The sequence below is a fragment of the Pseudomonas sp. 05T35 genome (genome assembly GCF_056396605.1).
This window is the reverse complement of the sequence record NZ_JBFTLU010000023.1, coordinates 1-20,810: the sequence shown is the minus strand read 5'-3', so window position 1 is coordinate 20,810 and position 20,810 is coordinate 1. Positions and strand designations below refer to the sequence as shown.

18 protein-coding genes and 1 riboswitch are annotated in these 20,810 nt (G+C 59.4%); of the genes, 6 read left to right on the top strand and 12 right to left on the bottom strand.

Going from position 1 to position 20,810, the window contains the following annotated elements; all coding sequences use genetic code 11:
- Window positions 1-59: 59 nt before the first annotated feature.
- Entirely contained in the window at window positions 60-1,949 is a 1,890-nt protein-coding gene (gene thiC, locus AC1DH9_RS03455) for a phosphomethylpyrimidine synthase ThiC (protein ID WP_427544009.1), read from the bottom strand.
- 171 nt (window positions 1,950-2,120) lie between these two features.
- Window positions 2,121-2,226, bottom strand: a riboswitch (TPP riboswitch).
- A gap of 195 nt (window positions 2,227-2,421) precedes the next feature.
- On the opposite strand from thiC, the gene AC1DH9_RS03450 reads away from it, so the two are divergent.
- Window positions 2,422-3,861: a TolC family outer membrane protein gene (locus tag AC1DH9_RS03450; protein WP_427544012.1), complete on the top strand. Its 1,440-nt coding sequence runs from the start codon at window positions 2,422-2,424 to the stop codon at window positions 3,859-3,861.
- A gap of 58 nt (window positions 3,862-3,919) precedes the next feature.
- On the opposite strand, the gene waaA is transcribed toward AC1DH9_RS03450, so the two are convergent.
- Together waaA and AC1DH9_RS03440 are read right to left on the bottom strand one after the other, a co-directional pair.
- Window positions 3,920-5,194, bottom strand: coding sequence for a lipid IV(A) 3-deoxy-D-manno-octulosonic acid transferase (gene waaA, locus AC1DH9_RS03445; RefSeq protein ID WP_477807806.1), 1,275 nt, complete (start codon window positions 5,192-5,194; stop codon window positions 3,920-3,922).
- A gap of 23 nt (window positions 5,195-5,217) precedes the next feature.
- The gene (locus AC1DH9_RS03440) at window positions 5,218-6,108 is read right to left on the bottom strand and encodes a LysR family transcriptional regulator (RefSeq protein WP_123581908.1); all 891 of its coding nucleotides are present in this window, start codon (window positions 6,106-6,108) and stop codon (window positions 5,218-5,220) included.
- A gap of 103 nt (window positions 6,109-6,211) precedes the next feature.
- On the opposite strand from AC1DH9_RS03440, the gene AC1DH9_RS03435 reads away from it, so the two are divergent.
- The 4 genes from AC1DH9_RS03435 to AC1DH9_RS03420 all read left to right on the top strand — a co-directional run bounded on the left by AC1DH9_RS03435 (window position 6,212) and on the right by AC1DH9_RS03420 (window position 9,789).
- Window positions 6,212-6,544, top strand: a complete 333-nt coding sequence (locus AC1DH9_RS03435; RefSeq protein ID WP_019691475.1) for a DMT family transporter — start codon at window positions 6,212-6,214, stop codon at window positions 6,542-6,544.
- Window positions 6,545-6,795: 251 nt separating this feature from the next.
- Window positions 6,796-7,971 carry an NAD(P)/FAD-dependent oxidoreductase gene (locus AC1DH9_RS03430; protein ID WP_427544020.1) on the top strand — a complete coding sequence of 392 codons (1,176 nt, stop codon included), beginning with the start codon at window positions 6,796-6,798 and terminating at the stop codon, window positions 7,969-7,971.
- A complete protein-coding gene (locus tag AC1DH9_RS03425) occupies window positions 7,968-8,780 on the top strand; it encodes an aldo/keto reductase (protein ID WP_427544023.1) in 813 nt (270 codons plus the stop codon). Before AC1DH9_RS03430 ends, AC1DH9_RS03425 begins: the two co-directional genes overlap by 4 nt.
- Window positions 8,781-8,823: 43 nt before the next feature.
- Window positions 8,824-9,789, top strand: a complete 966-nt coding sequence (locus tag AC1DH9_RS03420; protein ID WP_427544026.1) for a metal ABC transporter ATPase — start codon at window positions 8,824-8,826, stop codon at window positions 9,787-9,789.
- Window positions 9,790-9,931: 142 nt separating this feature from the next.
- On the opposite strand, the gene hldE is transcribed toward AC1DH9_RS03420, so the two are convergent.
- The 5 genes from hldE to AC1DH9_RS03395 all read right to left on the bottom strand — a co-directional run bounded on the left by hldE (window position 9,932) and on the right by AC1DH9_RS03395 (window position 15,694).
- The gene (gene hldE / locus AC1DH9_RS03415) at window positions 9,932-11,353 is read right to left on the bottom strand and encodes a bifunctional D-glycero-beta-D-manno-heptose-7-phosphate kinase/D-glycero-beta-D-manno-heptose 1-phosphate adenylyltransferase HldE (protein ID WP_477807805.1); all 1,422 of its coding nucleotides are present in this window, start codon (window positions 11,351-11,353) and stop codon (window positions 9,932-9,934) included.
- A 103-nt stretch (window positions 11,354-11,456) separates the two neighbouring features.
- Window positions 11,457-12,068 (bottom strand): adenylyl-sulfate kinase, encoded by a 612-nt coding sequence (gene cysC, locus AC1DH9_RS03410; protein ID WP_427544032.1) that lies wholly within the window; start codon window positions 12,066-12,068, stop codon window positions 11,457-11,459.
- Complete coding sequence (locus AC1DH9_RS03405) at window positions 12,061-12,741, bottom strand: sulfotransferase family 2 domain-containing protein (protein WP_477807804.1); 681 nt, start codon at window positions 12,739-12,741, stop codon at window positions 12,061-12,063. Before AC1DH9_RS03405 ends, cysC begins: the two co-directional genes overlap by 8 nt.
- A complete protein-coding gene (gene msbA / locus AC1DH9_RS03400) occupies window positions 12,689-14,506 on the bottom strand; it encodes a lipid A export permease/ATP-binding protein MsbA (RefSeq protein ID WP_477807803.1) in 1,818 nt (605 codons plus the stop codon). Before msbA ends, AC1DH9_RS03405 begins: the two co-directional genes overlap by 53 nt.
- 15 nt (window positions 14,507-14,521) lie before the next feature.
- Window positions 14,522-15,694, bottom strand: coding sequence for an O-antigen ligase family protein (locus tag AC1DH9_RS03395; RefSeq protein ID WP_427544038.1), 1,173 nt, complete (start codon window positions 15,692-15,694; stop codon window positions 14,522-14,524).
- A 109-nt stretch (window positions 15,695-15,803) separates the two neighbouring features.
- Here AC1DH9_RS03395 and AC1DH9_RS03390 point away from each other — a divergent pair, with 109 nt between their 5' ends.
- Window positions 15,804-16,409 carry a BUD32 family EKC/KEOPS complex subunit gene (locus AC1DH9_RS03390; protein ID WP_477807802.1) on the top strand — a complete coding sequence of 202 codons (606 nt, stop codon included), beginning with the start codon at window positions 15,804-15,806 and terminating at the stop codon, window positions 16,407-16,409.
- Here the strand turns inward: AC1DH9_RS03390 and AC1DH9_RS03385 are convergent.
- From AC1DH9_RS03385 to AC1DH9_RS03370, 4 genes are all read right to left on the bottom strand, one after another.
- Window positions 16,395-17,498 carry a glycosyltransferase gene (locus tag AC1DH9_RS03385; RefSeq protein WP_427544044.1) on the bottom strand — a complete coding sequence of 368 codons (1,104 nt, stop codon included), beginning with the start codon at window positions 17,496-17,498 and terminating at the stop codon, window positions 16,395-16,397. The two genes, AC1DH9_RS03390 and AC1DH9_RS03385, sit on opposite strands and share 15 nt — an antisense overlap.
- An 81-nt stretch (window positions 17,499-17,579) precedes the next feature.
- On the bottom strand, window positions 17,580-18,536 hold the full coding sequence (locus AC1DH9_RS03380) for a glycosyltransferase family protein (protein WP_427544047.1): 957 nt from the start codon (window positions 18,534-18,536) through the stop codon (window positions 17,580-17,582).
- 84 nt (window positions 18,537-18,620) lie between these two features.
- Window positions 18,621-20,048, bottom strand: coding sequence for a PIG-L deacetylase family protein (locus AC1DH9_RS03375; RefSeq protein WP_427544050.1), 1,428 nt, complete (start codon window positions 20,046-20,048; stop codon window positions 18,621-18,623).
- Window positions 20,045-20,810 (bottom strand): GNAT family N-acetyltransferase (locus AC1DH9_RS03370; protein WP_477807801.1); only part of this gene is annotated, 766 nt, incomplete at its 5' end. The genes AC1DH9_RS03375 and AC1DH9_RS03370, both read right to left, overlap by 4 nt.

Genomic DNA, 20,810 nt, shown 5'->3' with positions numbered 1-20,810 from the left:
TGTGGGAGCGAGCCTGCTCGCGATGGCGGCGGTGCAGGCACCGCCAACCTCAAGTCAGATCAAACCTTCTTGTACAACTGACTGCCTTCCTGCTTGAAGCGCTCAGCCTGTTCGGCCAGACCTTGGGCGACTTCGGCATCGACGGTTTCGATCCGCTGGTTGGCCGCATACTCGCGGACTTCCTGGGTGATTTTCATCGAGCAGAATTTCGGCCCGCACATCGAGCAGAAATGCGCGACCTTGGCCGAGTCTTTCGGCAGGGTTTCATCGTGGTACGAACGCGCGGTGTCCGGGTCCAGGCCGAGGTTGAACTGATCTTCCCAGCGGAATTCGAAACGCGCCTTGCTCAAGGCATTGTCGCGGATCTGTGCGCCCGGATGTCCTTTGGCCAAGTCTGCCGCGTGGGCGGCGATCTTGTAGGTGATGATCCCGGTCTTCACGTCATCCTTGTTCGGCAGGCCCAAGTGCTCCTTCGGCGTGACGTAGCAGAGCATGGCGCAACCGAACCAGCCGATCATTGCCGCGCCGATGCCCGAGGTGATGTGGTCGTAACCCGGTGCGATGTCGGTAGTCAATGGGCCGAGGGTGTAGAACGGCGCCTCGTCGCAGCACTCGAGCTGCTTGTCCATGTTCTCCTTGATCAACTGCATCGGCACGTGGCCCGGGCCTTCGATCATGGTTTGCACGTCGTGCTTCCAGGCGATCTTGGTCAGCTCGCCGAGGGTTTCCAGCTCACCGAATTGCGCTTCGTCGTTGGCGTCGGCAATCGAGCCCGGACGCAGGCCATCGCCCAGCGAGAAGCTGACGTCGTAGGCCTTCATGATTTCGCAGATGTCTTCGAAATGAGTGTAGAGGAAGTTCTCTTTGTGGTGCGCCAGGCACCACTTGGCCATGATCGAACCGCCACGGGAAACGATCCCGGTCACGCGTTTGGCGGTCATCGGCACGTAGCGCAGCARCACGCCSGCGTGGATGGTGAAGTAGTCSACGCCCTGTTCGGCCTGCTCGATCAACGTGTCACGGAACAGCTCCCAGGTCAGGTCTTCGGCAGCGCCACCGACTTTTTCCAGCGCCTGATAGATCGGCACGGTACCGATCGGCACTGGCGAATTGCGGATGATCCACTCACGGGTTTCGTGAATGTGCTTGCCGGTGGACAGGTCCATGACCGTGTCCGAGCCCCAGCGAATGCCCCAGGTCAGTTTCGCCACTTCTTCTTCGATGGACGAACCCAGTGCGCTGTTGCCGATGTTGCCGTTGATCTTCACCAGGAAGTTACGGCCAATGATCATCGGTTCCAGTTCAGTGTGGTTGATGTTCGCCGGGATGATCGCGCGACCGCGGGCGATTTCTTCACGGACGAATTCCGGGGTGATGATTTTCGGCACGCTGGCGCCGAAGCTGTGGCCAGCGTGCTGCTGATCCAGCAAACCTGCGGCGCGGGCCACTTCGAGCTTCATGTTTTCGCGGATGGCGACGTATTCCATCTCCGCGGTGATGATGCCTTTGCGGGCGTAGTGCATCTGGCTGACGTTGGCGCCCGGCTTGGCGCGGCGCGGGTTGTTGACGTGAGCGAAACGCAGCTTGGTCAGCTCCGGATCGGCGAGGCGTTCCTGGCCAAAGTTCGAGCTCAGGCCGGCCAGACGCTCGGTATCACTACGCGCTTCGATCCACGGCGAACGCACGTCGCCCAGGCCTTTGCGCACATCGATGATGACGTTGGGGTCGGTGTATGGACCCGAAGTATCGTAGACCACAACCGGTGCGTTGATCTCACCGCCGAAATCGGTTGGCGTCACGTCGAGGCTGATTTCGCGCATCGGCACGAGGATGTCCGGGCGAGAGCCCTGAACATAAATTTTTTGCGAGCGGGTAAAGGGCTGAACCGATTGCTGATCGACTTTGGCCGAGTCACTCAGATTGATCGCATTTTTTGATTTTATAGTCATCACGGGCTCTCCAGACTTCATCCAGGCAGTGGAATTTTGTCGGAGCGAACCTGTAACGAATGGACGCAGCCCACCAGTGAAAACTCCAGCTGGATGAGTGCTGTGCTGAGTGCACGAGGGCTGTTCGATTGTCGAACAACATCCCGGACGAAGCACAAGAGGACTCGCCGGGTGACGAGAAATCTTGTTCCCTACGCAGGCTTAAACCTGATCAGGTTCAACGGGATCCGAAATTATTCGATCTCAGCCTCATAGCAAGGCACCCCGACAAGAACCCGGCCAGTCTAGACACAACTGGCAAAGAACGCCAACACCGGTGCAAACAGCGTGATGAATGGCGTAATTACAGGATTGTTGCCGCAGGTTGGCGCATCYACACTCGCTACGCCATGCTGCGCCTTGACGCTGTAGGGCGTGCGCCGTAGCCTTGGCGCTCAAATTATCGACGTAATAAAATTTTAGGGATCGCCTCATGCTGCGCAAACTCTCACTGGCTCTTGCCGTGTCTTGTGCGTCCAACGGAATGGCCTGGGCAGCAGAAGCGCCATTATCGACCAATACCGATCTGGTCAGCGTCTACCAGGAAGCTGTCGACAACAACGCCGACCTGGCCGCCGCCCGCGCCCAATACGGCGCACAAAAGGAAGTCGTGCCTCAGGCCCGTGCCGGCCTGCTGCCGAACCTCTCGGGTGGTGCCCAGGTTGCCGATGTGCGGACAAAAATCGACCAGCCGTCAGCCATCGCCAACCGCAGTGCCCACTTCTATCAAGCGACGCTGGCCCAGCCGTTGTTCCGCGCCGATCGCTGGTTCCAGTTCCAGGCGGCCAAGGATGTCAACGAGCAAGCGGCGCTGCAACTCTCGGCGACCGAGCAGAACCTGATACTGCAAAGCGCCGTAACCTACTTCAACGTGCTGCGCAGTCAGGACAACCTTGCCTCGACCAAGGCCGAGGAAGCCGCGTTCAAGCGCCAGCTCGATCAGTCCAATGAGCGCTTCGATGTCGGCCTCTCGGACAAGACCGACGTGCTGCAATCGCAAGCCAGTTACGACACCGCGCGCGCCAACCGGATTCTCGCCCAGCGCCAGGTGGATGATGCGTTCGAAGCACTGATCACCCTGACCAACCGTCAGTACAACTCGATTCAGGGCATCGTCCACACCTTGCCGGTCCTGCCGCCAGCACCGAACGACGCCAAGGCCTGGGTCGATACCGCCGCCAAACAGAACCTCAATCTGCTAGCCAGCAACTACGCGGTCAGCGCCGCCGAAGAAACGCTCAAGCAGCGCAAGGCCGGCCACGCACCGACCCTCGACGCCGTGGCGCAGTACAAGACCGGTGACAACGATGCGCTAGGCTTCAGCAACCCGAGCGCCTTTGGTCAACCGTACGGCGGCACCGTCTCGCAAAGCACGGTCGGCCTGCAATTGAACATTCCGATCTACAGCGGCGGGCTGACCAGCTCGCAGGTTCGCGAGTCGTACTCGCGCCTGGACCAAAGCGAACAGCAACGCGAAGCACTGCGTCGGCAAGTAGTGGAAAACACCCGCAACCTGCACCGCGCGGTGAACAGCGATGTCGAGCAGGTGCAGGCACGTCGGCAGTCGATCATCTCGAACCAGAGCGCGGTGGAAGCCACGGAGATTGGTTATCAGGTGGGGACGCGCAATATCGTCGACGTGCTTGACGCCCAGCGTCAGCTGTACACCTCGGTGCGCAACTACAACAACAGCCGCTACGACTATATTCTCGACAACCTGCGCCTGAAGCAGGCGGCCGGTACTCTCAGCCCGGGCGACTTGCAGGACCTGAAGCGTTACCTCAAGGCCGACTACAACCCGGACAAGGATTTCCTGCCACCGGACCTGGCCAAGGCTGCAGCGGAACAGCTGAAGGCTAATCCCGGGCAGTAATAAACCCCACCCTGTGGCGAGGGAGCTTGCTCCCTCGCCACAGGTGTCAGATTCCGAATTAGTTGATCAACCGCCCCAACCCATCCAGCAATCGCTGCAAGGCGCCTTGATTAGCGCGCATCACGTTCAGCCCCGCCTCTGCCATCCGCTGCGCATCGCGTGGCAACTCGAACAACCGCTGCACCGCCACCGCCAGCCCATGGGCGTCATCCACTTCCTGCAATGCCTTGGCGCTACGCATCAGCGCGGCGATCTCAAGGAAGTTGAACAGGTGCGGCCCGCTCAACACCGGTTTGGCCAGTGCTGCCGGCTCCAGCAGGTTATGCCCACCATTGGGCACCAGACTGCCGCCGACAAACGCACTGTCGGCCAAGGCGTAGAGAAACAGCAACTCGCCCATGGTGTCGCCGAGCAGCACTGAGGTGCTGGCGCTGACTGCTTCACCGGTCGAACGACGGACCGTGTTGAAACCCTGCTGCTGGCAGAGTTCGAATACCGGGTTGAAACGCTCGGGGTGACGCRGCACCAGAATCAACAGCGCATCCGGATGGCTGGCGAGCAATTGTCGATGCGCCGCCAGCACCACTTCGTCTTCACCTTCATGGGTACTCGCGGCGATCCATACCGGACGCTCGACTGCTTGCCATTGCTGACGCAACTCGGCGGCCCGCTGCAGCAGCTGGGGGTCGATGCGCAAATCAAACTTGATCGAACCGGTCACTTCGACCGTTTCCGCACGCGCGCCCAGCTGCCGAAAACGCTCGGCCTCGGCTTCGGTCTGCACTGCGAACAGACTCATTTCGGCCAGCATCGGCTGTGTCAGCTTGCTGAAACGGCCATAGCCTTTGGCCGAGCGTTCCGAGAGCCGGGCATTGGCCAGCGCCACCGGGATCCCGCGCTTGGCACATTGATGAATGTGGTTGGGCCACAACTCGGTTTCCATGATCACCGCGAGTTTCGGCTGAATCCGGTCGAGAAACCGCGCCGCCGCGCACGGCAGATCGTAAGGCAGATAGCAGTGCTGGATGCGCGACTCATTGGCGAACATCGCGTGAATCCGCTCGGACCCGGTCGGGGTCATGCAGGTCACGGTGATCGGCAGCTGTGGATAACGCTCGAGCAACCCGCGAATCATCGGTGCAGCGGCAATGCTTTCGCCAACCGACACCGCATGTACCCAGATGCCGCCGGTTTTCATCACCGGCAAGCCGATGGAGAAACGTTCGCCAATACGTTTGGCGTACGCCGGTGCCTTGCGCGAGCGCAGCCMCAGCCGAATCGCTACCAGTGGCAGCCCCAGGTAAAACAGCACGGTGTAGAGAGTTCTATTCATGGCGGCGGAGTTTATCGGCTTTTTTAGCCAATCGCCTGCAAGTGCACGGCAAAACGTTCCGCCAACCAACGCGCCGCCGGCCCCAGCGGTTCATCACGCCGCCAGACCAACTCAACCACCAAGGCTGGCGGGGTCCATTCGCTGACCAGTTCGACCATCTGCCCCTGATACGCCGGGTACTGCACCACATGCCGCGGCAGCCAGCCCCACCCCAGGCCACGCATCAGCCACTCGGCGAGAACGTAGAAACTGTCGGCGCGCCAGACTTGCGGGCTGGCTTGCTCACTGCCGGGGTAGACGCTGGAATGCGTGGCCATCAGCAGCTGTCGATGCTGCGCCATCTGCTGGCAATTGACCTGCCCTTCTACAGCCAGCGGATGCCCTACTCCGCACACCGTGACCATCTCGACGCTGCCCAGCACCCGACGTTCCAAGGCTTCGGGAATCTGCTCGTGATAAAACAGCAAGCCCAGATCGGCCCGGCGCTCCACCAGTTTGCGCGCCACATCGCCCTGAGCGGCGCTGGCCAGTTGCACTTCCAGGCTGGGAAATTGCTCGGCCAATGCCTCGAGACTGTCGAGCACCGGCTGATAAGGCATGGCCTCATCCTGCGCCAGACGCAGCCGCGCTTCCTGACCCCGCATCAACGCCAGCGCCCGACCGTTGAGGCGCTCGCACTGGCGCAGCACTTCTCGCGCTTCTTCGAGCAACGCGCTGCCTGCTTCGGTCAAGCGCGGCTGGCGGCCGCTACTGCGGTCAAACAGGTTCAGGCCAAGGTCTGCCTCAAGCAGTGCAATCGCACTGCTGACCGCCGATTGCGCCTTGCGCTGGTCCCGCGCGACAGCCGAAAACGAACGCTGCTCGGCCACGCTGACGAACAAACGCATCTGTTCCAGACTCCATTGCACACTCATGGCTCAACCCATCTTCAAATCAGATAGGTAATGACTTTACCCCATCTCGAAAGCCTCTAGAATGCCGACCTCATCAAGCAGGCCAAAATACGAGGATCACACCATGAACGCTTACTACCTCCTGGCTATCGCCATCTGCGCCGAAGTGATCGCCACCGTATCGATGAAAGCGGTCAAGGGCCTGAGCACGCCACTCCCTTTGCTGTTGATCATCGTCGGTTACGGCATTGCGTTCTGGATGCTGACCCTGGTGGTGCGCACCATTCCGGTTGGCGTCACCTATGCGGTGTGGGCCGGCATGGGGATCGTGATGGTCAGCATCGCGGCGCTGTTTCTCTACGACCAGAAACTCGACATCCCGGCCATGCTCGGCATGGCACTGATCGTCCTGGGCGTGGTGGTCATCCAGCTGTTCTCGAAAACCGCAGGCCACTAAAGCCCGATACCTGTCCATTGTGGCGAGGAAGCTTGCTCCCGCTGGGTCGCGAAGCGGCCCCAAAACCTGATATCGAGGCTTGGGGATAGACCGCATTGGTTCATTTGCGGCTGCTGCGCACCCGAGCGGGAGCAARCTCCCTCGCCACAGATTTGTGCATGGCCTGACCAGCCACCTGTTGATCGCCAGCAAAACCTCCACTCGTCGAGTCTGTATACTGCGCCTCTAGTCCTGAACTCCGAGGTCGCTGCATGCCATCCGTTATTTCTACCGACGTGCTGATTGTCGGCGCTGGTGTCGCCGGCCTCTGGCTGAACGCACGCCTGCGYCGYCAGGGTTTCTCGACCGTRCTGGTGGAAAGCGCCAGCCTCGGYGGCGGGCAGAGTGTGAAATCCCAGGGGATCATCCACGGCGGCGCCAAGTACGCGCTGCATGGTGCGTTGACCGGTGCCTCCGAAGCGATTTCCGACATGCCGCGCCGTTGGCGTGCAGCCTTGGCCGGAGACGGCGAGCTGGACCTGTCCGGCGTGCGTCTGCTCTCCGAAGCCCACTATTTGTGGTCCCCTGGCACCCTCGCCGGCAACCTCACCAGTTTCTTCGCCAGCAAAGCGGTGCGCGGCCGGGTCGATCAGGTCAAGGGCGAGCAACTGCCACCCGCCCTGCAAGACAAGCGCTTCAAGGGCAAGGTCTATCGCCTGGCGGAACTGGTGGTCGATGTGCCAAGCCTGATCGGGCGTCTGGCCGAACTGGCCGGTGACGGCCTGCTGGCCGGGCAGAAGATCGAGCCACTGCTGGAAAACGGCGAACTGGTTGGCCTGCGGGTCGACGAGCGCGAGATCCGTGCGCAGCGCATCGTCCTCAGCGCCGGTGCTGGCAACGCCGACTTGCTCACGGCACTCGGCCTGAGTCAGCCGGCCATGCAACGTCGGCCGCTGCACATGGTCATCGTCAAAGGCCCGAGCCTCAAACCCTTGTACGCCCACTGCCTGGGCGGCGGGCCGAAGCCGCGCATCACCGTCACCACCCACCCGGCCGCCGATGGTCAATGGGTCTGGTACCTGGGCGGTGATATCGCCGAAGCCGAAGGCGTGGCTCGCGAACCTGCCGCGCAAATTGCCGCCGCACAGAAAGAACTCGGCAACCTGTTGCCCTGGGTCGACCTCAGCCAGGCGCAATGGGCGACCTTGCGGGTCGAGCGCGCCGAACCACTGCAATCGGGCCTGAGCCGACCCGACAACGCCTTCCTCGCCGAGCAGGATCGCCTGCTGGTGGGCTGGCCGACCAAACTGGCGCTGGCACCGGACTTCGCTGACCGGGTAATGGCGTCGCTGCAACGCGACGGCATCCAGCCAAGCCACCCGGCGCCGTTGCCAACCCTGCCAAAACCGCCAATGGGCGTGCCTGCCTGGGAGCAATTGTTGCCATGAGCCAAGCCACCCTGCACGACCTGCATCGCCCGTTGGGCAGCACTGGCCTGCTGGTTTCGCCGCTGGGCCTGGGCACGGTGAAACTCGGCCGCGACCAAGGCGTGAAGTACCCCAATGGCTTCCAGATCCCGGACGATGACGAAGCGCGCAGATTGCTCAAGCTGACCCGCGAGCTGGGCATCAACCTGATCGACACCGCCCCCGCCTATGGCCGTAGCGAAGAACGCCTCGGCCCGCTGCTGCGCGGTCAGCGTCAGGAGTGGGTGATTGTCAGCAAGGTCGGTGAAGAATTCGCCGACGGTCTGTCGCACCATGACTTCAGCGCTGCCCACACACGTTTTTCCATCGAGCGCAGCCTGAAACGCCTGGAAACCGACTTTATCGACCTGGTGCTGGTGCACTCGGACGGCAACGATCTGGCGATTATCAACGAGTGCGAGGTCTACCAGACCCTCGCCGAGCTCAAGCGCGAAGGCAAGATTCGCGGGTTCGGCTTTTCCGGCAAGACCGTTGATGGCGGTTTGAAGGCTCTGGAACAAGGCGATTGCGCCATGGTCACCTACAATCTCAACGAACAGGCCGAGCGGCCAGTCATCGACTACGCTGCTGCCCACGGCAAAGCGATCCTGGTGAAGAAGGCTCTGGCCAGCGGTCACGTCTGCCTCAGCCCGGGTGTTGATCCGGTACGCGCCAGCTTCGAACTGTTGTTTGCGCAACCCGGTGTCACCAGTGCTATTGTCGGGACCATTAATCCGCTGCACCTCGCCCACAATGTGGCGACTGTTGCTCAAGTCCTACGTAGTCGTTGAACAGCCGCCGAGGCGGCCGACCCCGACRCAAGAAGGAGCCGACATGCCGCGAACGCTCATAAGAAAGAACCCCAGCAACTTCAAGACCCTGCCGTTATACGTCGAAGCGACTCCCGAAGGCCTGAGTTATCAGAGTGTCGGCAGGCCGCTGAACTTCTCCCAAACCCTGCAACGTCGGCGCCCGGTCACAGTGGCCAATCCAGAGCACTTTTCGCTGGAGCTGGCCAACCTTGGCGTCTCGGTACGGCTGACCCTGCACTGGCAGAATCGCGATTACTGGGTGCTGGTTCGCCAGCGTCGTCAGGACCGTGGCGACGTGGTGCTCAAGCTGATCTCGGGTTATGTGCCGGCCCATGAACTGAACCTGCCGTTGCACACGGCCATTCAGGAGATCGCCGAAGAATGCCTGCTGGAGACCCCAGAAGGCTGGCTCGGCGGGCGCTTCAATGACACTTGGCTGCCAGCCCCCTATGCCAGCGCGCTGCATTACCGCGAAGCGCTGCCGTTTCGCCTGACGCCGCTGTCTGGAGCTGCACGCCCGGTGCGTTGTGCCAATATGCAGTTGCTCGAACGACCACGGGCCTACGTGCATCTGCCCACGGCGTCCTTGCAGTTGATCTACGATTTGCGCCTGGACGTTCCCAAGGAAACCAAATCCCTGAGCCTGTTCCATGTCGATGAACGTCTTGAAGGCGATCAACTCGTTGCACGACTGGATCGCAAGCGCCCCGACCTGTACCTGATGCCGCTTGAGGATGGCCAGCCGCTGCCCGAGCTCTACACCCTGAAAAAAGATCAGCTCTACCCGGCAAGCACGCGCGGACTGTATCTGGCAGAAAGTTTTGCCCGACAGGAAGGCTGGCTGGTGCGTGACGAACGGATTCGCTGGAAGGACTGGCTCAGGCAGCAGGGCTTGAGCCAACCGGACAAGGCATCGGGTTTCAGCCGATTGACCGGCAAAGCCAGACTGCTGCTGAAGAAAATCGTGCCACGCAAGGTGGCACGCTAACTCACCCTGTGGCGAGGGAGCTTGCTCCCGCTGGGCCGCGAAGCGGCCCTAAAACCCGCCATTGAGTTTCTACAGATACACCGCGTTTGCTGGTTTACGCCTGCAGCGCAGGCGAGCGGGAGCAAGCTCCCTCGCCCCCGTTTCAGGTCTTGCGGATTTTTTCGACAATAGCCGTCGTCGAGCTGTTTTCCACCAGCCCCAGCACTTTCACTGTTCCGCCATAAGCGCTGACGATGTCGGCACCGACCACTTGGTCGATCCCGTAATCGCYGCCCTTGACCAGCACGTCCGGCTTGACCTGCGCCAGGAGGTTTTCCGGAGTGCCTTCAGAGAAGCTGATCACCCAGTCCACCGCACCCAGGCCCGCCAGCACCGCCATGCGTCGGTCAACGCTGTTGATCGGTCGCCCAGGACCTTTCAAGCGGCTCACCGATGCATCGTCGTTGACTGCAACGATCAAACGATCGCCCTGCGCCCGCGCCTGCTCCAGGTAGGTCACATGGCCCGCATGGAGGATGTCGAAGCAGCCATTGGTAAAGACGATCTTCTCTTTGTGCGCGCGCGCATCGTCGACCGCCAGCAGCAATTGCTCCAGGCCCAGGACACCCCGTTCGGAACCCTCTTCGCGCTGAATCGCGCGACGCAATTCCGGAGCACTGATCGCCGCCGTACCCAGCTTGCCGACCACGATGCCAGCGGCCAGGTTGGCCAGGGCCACTGCGTGCGGCAGTTCTTCGCCAGCAGCAATCGCCGCCGCCAACGTAGAAATCACCGTATCACCGGCACCGGTCACATCGAATACTTCACGAGCCCGTGCGGGCAAGTGCAGCGCCGGATGATCAGGACGCAGCAAGGTCATGCCGTGCTCGCCACGCGTGACCAGCAAGGCCCCCAGATCAAGGTCGTGCATCAGCTTCGCGCCCTTGCTGACCAGATCATGCTCGTCGACGCAACCACCAACAATGGTTTCGAACTCGCTGAGGTTCGGGGTGATCAGGCTGGCACCGCGGTAAATCGAGAAATCCTTGCCTTTGGGATCCGCCAGCACCGGAATGCCACGGGCACGGGCGGCCTGGATCAAGGCCTGGTGGTTCTTCAGCGCGCCTTTGCCATAGTCAGACAACACCAGCACCTTGATGCCTTCGAGCAGGCCGTCGACTTCAGCACCGAGCGCCAGCGCGTCGGTGGCAAACGGTTGTTCGAAGTCAATACGCAGCAATTGCTGGTGACGACTCATGACCCGCAGTTTGACGATGGTCGGCTGATGCGCGATGCGCTGAAACAATGCACGTACACCGGCGCCCTTTAGGCTATTGGTCAGGCTGTCGGCGGCCTCGTCATCACCGGTCACACCGACCAGGGACGCCGGCGCGCCGAGCGCGGCAATGTTCAAGGCAACGTTGGCAGCACCGCCCGGGCGGTCTTCGATTTGCTCGACCTTGACCACCGGCACCGGTGCCTCAGGAGAAATCCGTGAGGTACCACCATGCCAGTAACGGTCGAGCATGACATCGCCGACCACCAAGACAGGGGCTTGATYGAATCGCGGCATGGACAACTTCATGGAGCAACCCACATACAAAATGAACAGGGGCGCGATATTAGCACAGGGTGGGCGCTACCTAGTTCGACAGCTTCATCTGGGGTGCATCACGCCGTTACATTGTTCATTTTTTAAGCAAAACAGCCAGGATGTGCTGCACGGCGTCGGCCAACTCGACCTCATCGGTGTTGATTTCGCAGTCCGCCTGCTGCGGTGCCTCATATGGGCTGTCAAGACCGGTGAAGTCCTTGATTCGCCCTTGCAGCGCAGCTTGATACAAGCCCTTGGGGTCGCGCCGGGCACAGATGTCGAATGGCGTGCTGACATACACCTCAAGAAACTCGTCCGTGCGGAACAAGGCTCTGGCCGACGCTCGATCGGCCTGAAACGGCGATATCGCCGAGACGATCACAATCAGCCCCGCGTCGACCATCAACCGCGCCACTTCGGCAATACGCCGGATATTTTCCTTGCGCGCTGCAGCGTCCATACCCAGGTCATTGCACAAACCGTTACGCACGTTGTCGCCATCCAGCACAAAGGTGTGGTGCCCCTGTTCATTGAGCTGCAACTCGAGCGCATTGGCCAAGGTCGACTTGCCGGCACCGGACAGCCCCGTCAGCCACAGACAACACGGTTGCTGATGCTTGACCGCTGCTCGGGCCGAGGCTGATAACGACAATGCAAAGGGGCGAATGTGCAACGAATGTGCAGCAATGAGCGGCGACTCATTCATAACCAAGAACCTCGTAATCACGCTGATAGACACGCAGTACCAGGCGCCGTGTGCGCACCGAGCAAAAATCGCGCACGGGCTCAGCGCGACGCTCTTGCGAGATATTCAGATGAGGCAACGATGACGTCATGCCGAGATGCTGGCAGAGCAGCTGAAAGTCGCGCTCCAGGTGTTCCTGATAGCCGACGAAATCCATCGCCATGCGCCCCATGGAGTCATTCAAAAAGTCGGATTGCGGTGCGAAATGAAGCTGTTTACGGATGTTATCCGGGTGCAACCAGCGCCCGACGAAATCATCAAAATCCCGGAAACTGTTGACCAACAGCCGAGCCGATTCATCCCGTTGCGGCAACTGGTTGCCGCGCAAATAGGCATAGGCGGAATAAACCCGCTCCAACGGATCGCGGACAAACGCAAACTTGAAACTGCCTGCGTAGTGTTCGGGAAACTGCTGTTCGTACCAGTACAGCGGCAGGTGCCCAGGCGTCCAACCGTTGAACAATGCAGAGCACACGCTACTGCCGGCACATTTCGGAACATGAATGAACAGGCATGAACGCTGCTGAAAGTGCGCTGGAAAAGCGGTATTGCCGGACATCGACTTGTTCACGGCCTGCCGGTCAACGACCGACAAACGGCCCAGCAAAAAGGGGTTCGTCCAGTCCCATGGCATGCAGACGCGAGTAGTACCCGCCCTGTGCCAGCAGTTGGGCGTGAGTACCGCGCTCGACAATTTCACCGTGGTCCATCACCAGGATCAGATCGGCCTTTTCGATAGTCGACAGACGGTGCGCGATCACCAGCGTGGTACGCCCCTTCATGACCTTATCCAACGCTGCCTGAATATGCCGTTCAGACTCGGTATCCAGTGCCGAAGTCGCTTCGTCGAGAATCAGCAACGGTGCGTTTTTCAACAAGGCGCGAGCAATGGCCAGACGCTGACGCTGACCACCGGACAGCAATACCCCGTTCTCGCCTACCTCGGTGTCCAGGCCATGTGGCAACTGGGAGATGAAGTCCATCGCATAGGCGTCTTGCGCGGCTTTCTCGATGTCTGCACGAGGAGCCCCGGCCAGATCACCGTAGGCGATGTTGTTGGCCACGGTATCGTTGAACAGGGTAACGTGTTGTGTGACCTGAGAGACATGCTTGCGCAGGTTACGCAGGCGATAGTCTTCGATCTCTACTTCATCAAGCAGTATTTGCCCCGTTTCATGGTGGTAGAAGCGCGGGATCAGGCTGGCCAGCGTCGACTTGCCACTGCCCGAGCGACCAACCAGTGCGATCATCTGCCCCGGCGCCGCAGTGAAGCTGATGTTTTTCAACACCTCGCGATCAGTACCCGGATAAGTGAAACTCAGGTTGTGTACATCCAGACGACCGCTGATACGCTCGCGCTCGATGATGCCCGCATCGAGCTCCGGCTCGACATCGAGCTGTTCGAAAATGCTTTCAGCACCGGCCACACCTTTCTGAATAGTCGAGCTGACTTCGGACAGCTGACGAATCGGCTTGGGCAACAAACCCGCAGCCGTAATGTAGGCCACCAGATCACCGGCCGTCGCATCACCGCGCAGAAACAGCACCAGGAACATCAATGCCGCCATGGCGCTATAAATCACCAGTTGCAGTGCAGGGGTGTAGATCGCGCTGGTTCTGGTCATGCGCAGTTGCTTGTCGGTGTTGCTCTGACTGGCTTTGGCAAAGCGCTGTTGCTCGTAGCTTTCACCACCGAAGCTGCGAACCACTCGATAGCCCTGAATGGTTTCGGACGCGACGTGAGTCACGTCGCCCATCGCCACCTGAATCTTCTTGCTCTGCTTGCGAAATTTCTTGCTGGTATTGCCGACCATGAAAGAAATCAGCGGCAGAATTGCCAGCATCACCAAGGTGAGCTTCCAGTTCATCCACAACAGGTAGCCGAACAGAAAAACTACGGTCAGACCTTCGCGAATCACCACTTTAATGGCGTCTGTTGCAGCACCGGTCACCATGGTCACGTTGAAGGTGATACGGGAAATCAGATGCCCGGAGTTGTGGGTATCGAAATAACGGTTAGGCAACACCAGCAGCTTGTTGAACAACTCTACCCGCAGGTCATGAACCAGCCCCAGGGAAACCCTGGCCAGGTAGTAGTTACTCAGGAACGAACCAAGCCCTTGCCAGGCAGCGATCAAGATGATCAACAGCGGCACGGCAACCAGCAACTTCAACTCCCGCAGATACGGAGTGTGGGGGAAGAGCACTGCGTCAGGGTTGCTCAAGCCATCGACGAAATACTTGAGAATTCCGGCCAGCATCGGCTGGGTGGAGGCAAATATCACAAAGCCCACGATACTCAACAGGAAAATGCCAACGTAGGGTTTTACATACCCCAACAGTCGCAAATAGATTTTCAGGCTTGATTCCTGTTCCGCATTGGGCGGTGCTGCACTCATCGTAGAGCTCACTGATTAGGTTGAACGCGAAATTTTATCACAGGCTTTGTATTTGGCCTGTGTCCATACCAAAAGGCTGGCCAGGCCAACCGGTAGCCAGCTGATGAACCATTCGGCTCGCGGTGATCCACTGATGCTGGCCGCATCGAATTGCATGGCCAGGAACGAGAACAACCAGATCCCGATGATACCCTGACCATACAGCGTTTCACGGGCTCGCCATGCCTCACGCAATACCGCAAACCAGACCAAACACCACAGCAAGAGCCCTGGCAATCCCAATTCGATCGCGATATGGGTGAACAGGTTGTGCGCATGATCAAATTCGATGCCTTCGGCAAGCACCGTGTAACCAGACTCCAACCCCAGTCCACGCAAGGGATGTGCAGCGATCATGTGCAGGCTGGCCATGAATATTTGTGGCCGGTACGAGGTACCGCGAGCCAACACCAGCGGTTCGAAAAGCCAGAACGCCAGCATCGCCAGAACCAGTGCGCTAATAGCGATAATGCAGCTACGTCGGTTGCGGCACCAAATGGGCATTGCCACCAGCGTCAGCAACAGCGCCAGCGCGGCCCCACGACTCTGGGACAGCACGACAAAGCCTGCGAGCAAACCCAGTGCAACCAACCAGACACCTTGTAGCCAGCGGGTCCGAGGTACCCAATGGATCATCCAGACCGCCGCCACTCCCAGTACGTAACCGCCCAGAATCGGGTGACTCAACTCTCCCAACCCTTCAACGCGCGCCGTCCAGGTGTTACCGTCGATCAGATAAAATTTGATGGCCGCCAACAGCGCACTCAATGCCAGGCCCAGGCCGCCCCATTGCATGACACGCACGACACGCTCCGGACGGGCATTGGCAAATACCGGAAAAAACAACAGGAACACCACGATGTACAATATTCGCTTGGCGCCCCGCGTCAGGTCATCGTCATGCGTCCACGACACGCTGATCAACGACCACAGCACCAGCCCGAGCAACCCAAGGCAAAACACGCGCTGTGCTTGCCAAAGCTCAAATAACCGAGCACGTGCCGACCAGGCAAAAAACATTGCCGGCAACCAGAGAAACACGGTCAACCCTTGCTGATAAAGCTTATTGGTCGGCGCAAAAGCAATGGCAGTCAAAAACCAGAACAGTCCAGTCGCCATCCATACCTGCGCCCAACGCGTTTCCTGCATTGGCCTATCCTCGTTAAATGGTCCGATCGCCAACCCGGCATGGTGAAAACAGCAACTTTTCGGCATCATTGATCGCCAATACGCCCGCAATTTCTACAAGGCTCTCCACATGCAATGCTTCCGGCTTCCACAAGCCGCTTTAAATCAGATGATTAAAGGCGCCAGAGTACTAGAAGCCGACAGCTTCGGCCCGAAAGTATTTCTTCTACCGGACGGGAATATTCTCAAACTGTTTCGCCGCAAGCGGTTTCTTTCGTCAGCACTGTTTCGCCCCTATTCAAAGCGTTTCATCGACAATGCCGCCCGACTCKAACAGCTCGGCATTCCCACCCTTCAGACGCTCACATTCCATCAACTGGATACGCCTGGCATGACGGCCGTGCTTTACCGCCCCCTGCCAGGAGAAACCCTGCGCCAGCTGGCAGGCAAAGACGGCTTCGACTGGCAACAGACCTTGCCGGCGCTGACCGTATTCATCCGCGAACTCCATGCGGCCGGGGTCTACTTTCGCTCGCTGCACCTGGGCAACATCGTCGTGACTCCAGGCAACCAGCTCGGCCTGATCGATGTCGCCGACATGCGCTTCTTGCGCGGACCGCTGCCACAACACCTGGTCAAGCGCAACCTGCAACATTTCGCACGGTATATTGATCGAGAGAAGCTGAACGAGAGCTTTCCGATGCAGACGCTGGAGCACATTCTACTTTGTGCATGACAACAGCCTGCGGGCAACCTGGCTGAAATCCAGCCAGGCGTCGTCCGGTGAAAGTACAGTGGATTGAGCCGCAGCGACCGATTCAGAAGCGACACCAAGCGCCTGTATTAACGCCTCACTCCAGGCGGTCACATCCTCAGGCATGGCGTAACAACCCGCCCCTGCCAATTGCTCGCGAAACACTGCCAAATCGCTGGCCAGCACCGGGACACCGGCCATTACAGCCTCTTGCAGGATCAAGCCAAGACCTTCCTCAAGTGACGGGATCGCGATCCAATCGAAAGCCCGAAAAAGCGTCGCTGCATCCTCCAGGTTCCCGGGCAATAGCACCTTGTCGCGTAACCCAAGCCGGTTGACCCGCGCCTCCAGCGCAGCCCTTGCCTGACCTTCCCCGATAATCACCAGGCGCAACTGCGGGCGCTGTATCAGCACCTTGGCAAAGGCTTCGATCAGGCATGCAAAGCCTTTTTTGCCAACCAGGCGCCCTACAGCCCCCACGACAGGTGTGTTGTCGACTGGCAATTGCAGCCGAGCACGCGCCTGCTCACGAGAAAGCAGCCGGGAACGAAAAGCCAATGGATCAAGTGCACTGCGCAACGTGACGACGGGGATCTGTAAATCGGCCTCAAGTGCGTTGGCCAGGGTTTGCGAAACCGCCGCAAGGGTCAGCTGTGAAGCAGGAAGCTGTGAAAGCAACTTGTGATCCGCTGCGGTGAACCGGGTCGCGCCATGAAAAAGTACTACGGCACGAAGTTGCGGCAGCTTCTTGAGAACCGGCAGCAGCACACGAGCCGTGCCTAAGCCGTCGAGCAACAGCACGCGTACGTCACTTTGATGCAGTGCGCGATAAAAGCGCGCCTGCATCCACAGGGTCAGCAGTTTCCAGAAACGCCTGCCCTTGAGTTGATTGGAGGGCAGATGCCACTCCCGAGTTTCACCGATTTCAGCGACACAGCCGCGCGCACTACCCTGCAACAGCCAGGTGTTGATCGGTGTTGCGGGTTCTACCTGAGCAAGTATCTGCAGATGAACCTTGTGGACAGAGGCATAGGCAGCCCCCCCGGACCACATGACATTAAGGATACTCATCGAGCAGAAGGCCCTTTTTCACATCGGCTGATGGCACATCTTCTTATAATTTCGAGCACTTTCAATGATTTGAAAACCMTGTCAAATGCCCAGATTCAGGCGTAACCGTTCAATCAGACTCAACGCTGCGCGAGGCCTCAAAGCCGGCTGGAGTTCTTCGACAATACGTTGGCCAATACGTGCGAAGCTGAATTGACTGACCGCCAGATCGCGTCCGTTTCGGGCAATGATCGAAGCCAACTCAGGATCGGCACGCAGCCTGGCGAGTTTTTCCTGCAGTTGCGGGATATCCCGATAGAGCACCACGTTGTGCATATCCTGCAGCCCCAGGGCCCGACTTTCCGCATCCCCCTGATCGAAGGCCAACAACACACAGCCACAGGCCATCGCTTCAAAGTTCTTGATCATGAATTCGCCCATACCAACGTCGGCACTGACGAAGAAGCGGATACGGTTGAGCGTGTCGCGATATTCGTCACCGGAATGGGTACGCGTCACTACCAAGGGTTCGACACCCGCCAACTCATCGAGCAGCGCTTTGCGACCGCTGTACGCCACACTATTGGTACTGCCGACGAAGGCCAGTTCGATATCGCGCTCACGCCCCTGATCCTGCAACAACGCCTGGTCATAGCCCTTGGGCACGAACACCGCGTCAACGCCTTCTTCACGTAAACGCTTGGCGACCACAAAACCGGAACTGATCACCCGGGCCCACGGCAGGCGGCGGTAATGTGCACTGAACTTGCCGGTGTACTTGCAGGGAATGTAGTTCTGGTAGGCATCGTGTTCGAGAATCACCAGATTGGGAATCGTGCGGATAAACCCGGCCTGTCGAATTTCCTGCTTGAACCGCAGGAAGAACACGATACGGTCATAGCGCGACACGTCCACTTCACGCCGAAAATAGCTACGCAGGTTGCGCTGTTCATCACTGCTCAACCAGCGCAGGTCGCATTCGCAATGAGCGGCCACACCTTCGTACAAACGGTCCAGAATGGCCCGCTGTTCTTTCTGCACCAGAAATAGAACCTTCATTGTCTTCCTTGCAGCATTGAACAGCCCGACAAAAACCTGAAATCACCCTTCTGCCCTGGCAGAAAGACTCCATGCGACAGCCATTTACAAACGCCAGAACAGCTCATGCCGACGCACAGCCTTGCGAAAAAATTCGTTCTCGCCGTAAGGCGAACCTGAACGCCCTGCCAGCAGACGCTGTAAACCGCGACGCATCCGACGCTTGAACGGCGCACGCGGCTGCAAGTCATGCATCATCCCCAGCGCCATGGCCTTGTCGCGCTGTTGCTCGATCGACAAGACCAGGCAATAGGGTTGTAGCACGTGTGCCGAATCGAACACCGGTGGCAACGCAATACCAGCCTCTGAATCACCCATTGGCCAGCGATCATTGTCGTGCAGATGGTTCGCGTAACCGAGCAGTGTAGTCGGCTGCCACTCAAGCCCCTTCAAGGCTTCCAGCACCGCATGCTGTGCACAGATGTGATCGGGATGCGGATCGAGCGATGGGTGCGGCAAAACGATCACTTCAGGGCGCGCCTTGAGCAGCAGTTCACGCAGATCGGCCAGCAGGTTATTCCAGGTCGGGGCACCATCGCGGTCACCCGGCAGCGCGAACGGATTGAGTTGGCGAAACAGTCGCGTGTCGTTCAGATCCGCCTCACGCGAGCCCACCGGTTGATCCGGCGCCGCCTGCATGGCTGGCAATTGCAGGCAGAAATACCCTAATTGCACACACTGTGATTCAGGCACGCCGGCCCAGCGCGGCACCGTAATGCTGTCCCAGGCGCGCAAGCGGCCTTTGACGCGCGACGCCTCGACGGCGTTCAGCCCCATCTGCCGATAGTGCCCGGCTTCAATTTCACCGGCAGTCAACGTGACGATCCAGGCCTCGTCGGCCTGGCTGTACAAACCGAAAGCGGCCAGCTCCGCATCGTCGGCGTGAGGCGCGATCACCATCACTCGTTGACGGCGGTAATCAGGTTGTTCGAACGACCAGAGCACGGGTTCGCCGAGCAATCGGCAGAAGCGCCCGCGCACACGCAAATCACCCTGCGACAGAACATGCGCCTGACCACTGAGATTAAGGTAACGCAGGCCGTCTACACCACGTTCGAAGGCTTGTCGGTCTGGATTATCACCACCCGACAACTCGACTGCAGGGTCGAAAAAACGTCCAAGCCAGGTGCTTTTTACCCTCAGTGCCAGTACCAGCGTGGTGTCGTCAGTCAGGATGACGCCGTCGTCCAGCAGCAGACGCGCGCCCTCCAGCCGGACCTTGGGCTGCTGCGTGTACGGTGGGAAGCTGTACTGGTAATCGTCCTTGGGTGAGTAAAACAAGTGGTCGGCAAACCACGCTTCATGGGCAACCCAGGCCAGGACCGCGAGTACCAGCGGCAGCCACCAGGTGACCAGCAGGCCAACGGCAATCAACAGCAGGACACCGATCAACAGACCGATGCGCTTGTTACGTCGATGACGCTTGAGCAGTTGCTGCTTGCGATTGAGTGGCAGGCTCATGGTCTGGCTCATACGGTGAACACCGGCACAGGGTTGCACCAGCGGTCCTTGTATTCACGATCAGCCCGCCCGAAGGAAAAGCGCAGCGGCTTGTCGATTGCTCGTGCGTGCTCCCAAGCGCTTTGGGTATTGAGAAAACTCAATACGCTGCCAGGGCTGAACTCGCGAGTCTCGGGGTCGACGCCACCGTTGATGTACTCGACGCTGATCCATTCTGGCGCTTCAACACGGTAGACCAGCTGAATCGCAATCGGCGCATCGTTGAGGAAAATCACCGAGCCGATCATCAGCTCGCGCAGCAATTCGAGCACCTCGCTCATGCGTGCCGCACCGGTCGCCGGAAACCCCCAGCGGCGCTGGAATAGATCACAATAAATAGCCGCCAGTTCCTGGCTGGAAAAGTCGCTGACCGGTCGTATCACGCCACCGGCCTCTTCCAGCAAACGCAGTTCACGGCGCTGGTTGTAGCGAAACTTCTTCGACAGCTCTTCAGGTGTGCGGGCCATGGCCAGTTGTTCGGCTTGCAGCTTGAGACCGGCAAAGCGACCTTCATTCAACGCCGACAAGTAGCGCCCGCGATGCCGCAACAGCGCTTGCGCGTCGGCCGCAGCCGGCAGGATGAACTCAGCGTTGCCGAGATCGAACAAACCCTTCTTGCCCTTACGCTTGAGCACGTCCTTGGACAATGCAAGGTCGCGGCCCCAGGTCGGGATCGCGGCTTTCAGTTCGCCGCCCTGCTCCCAGGCCAGGTAACGCACCGGGATATCGGCCAAC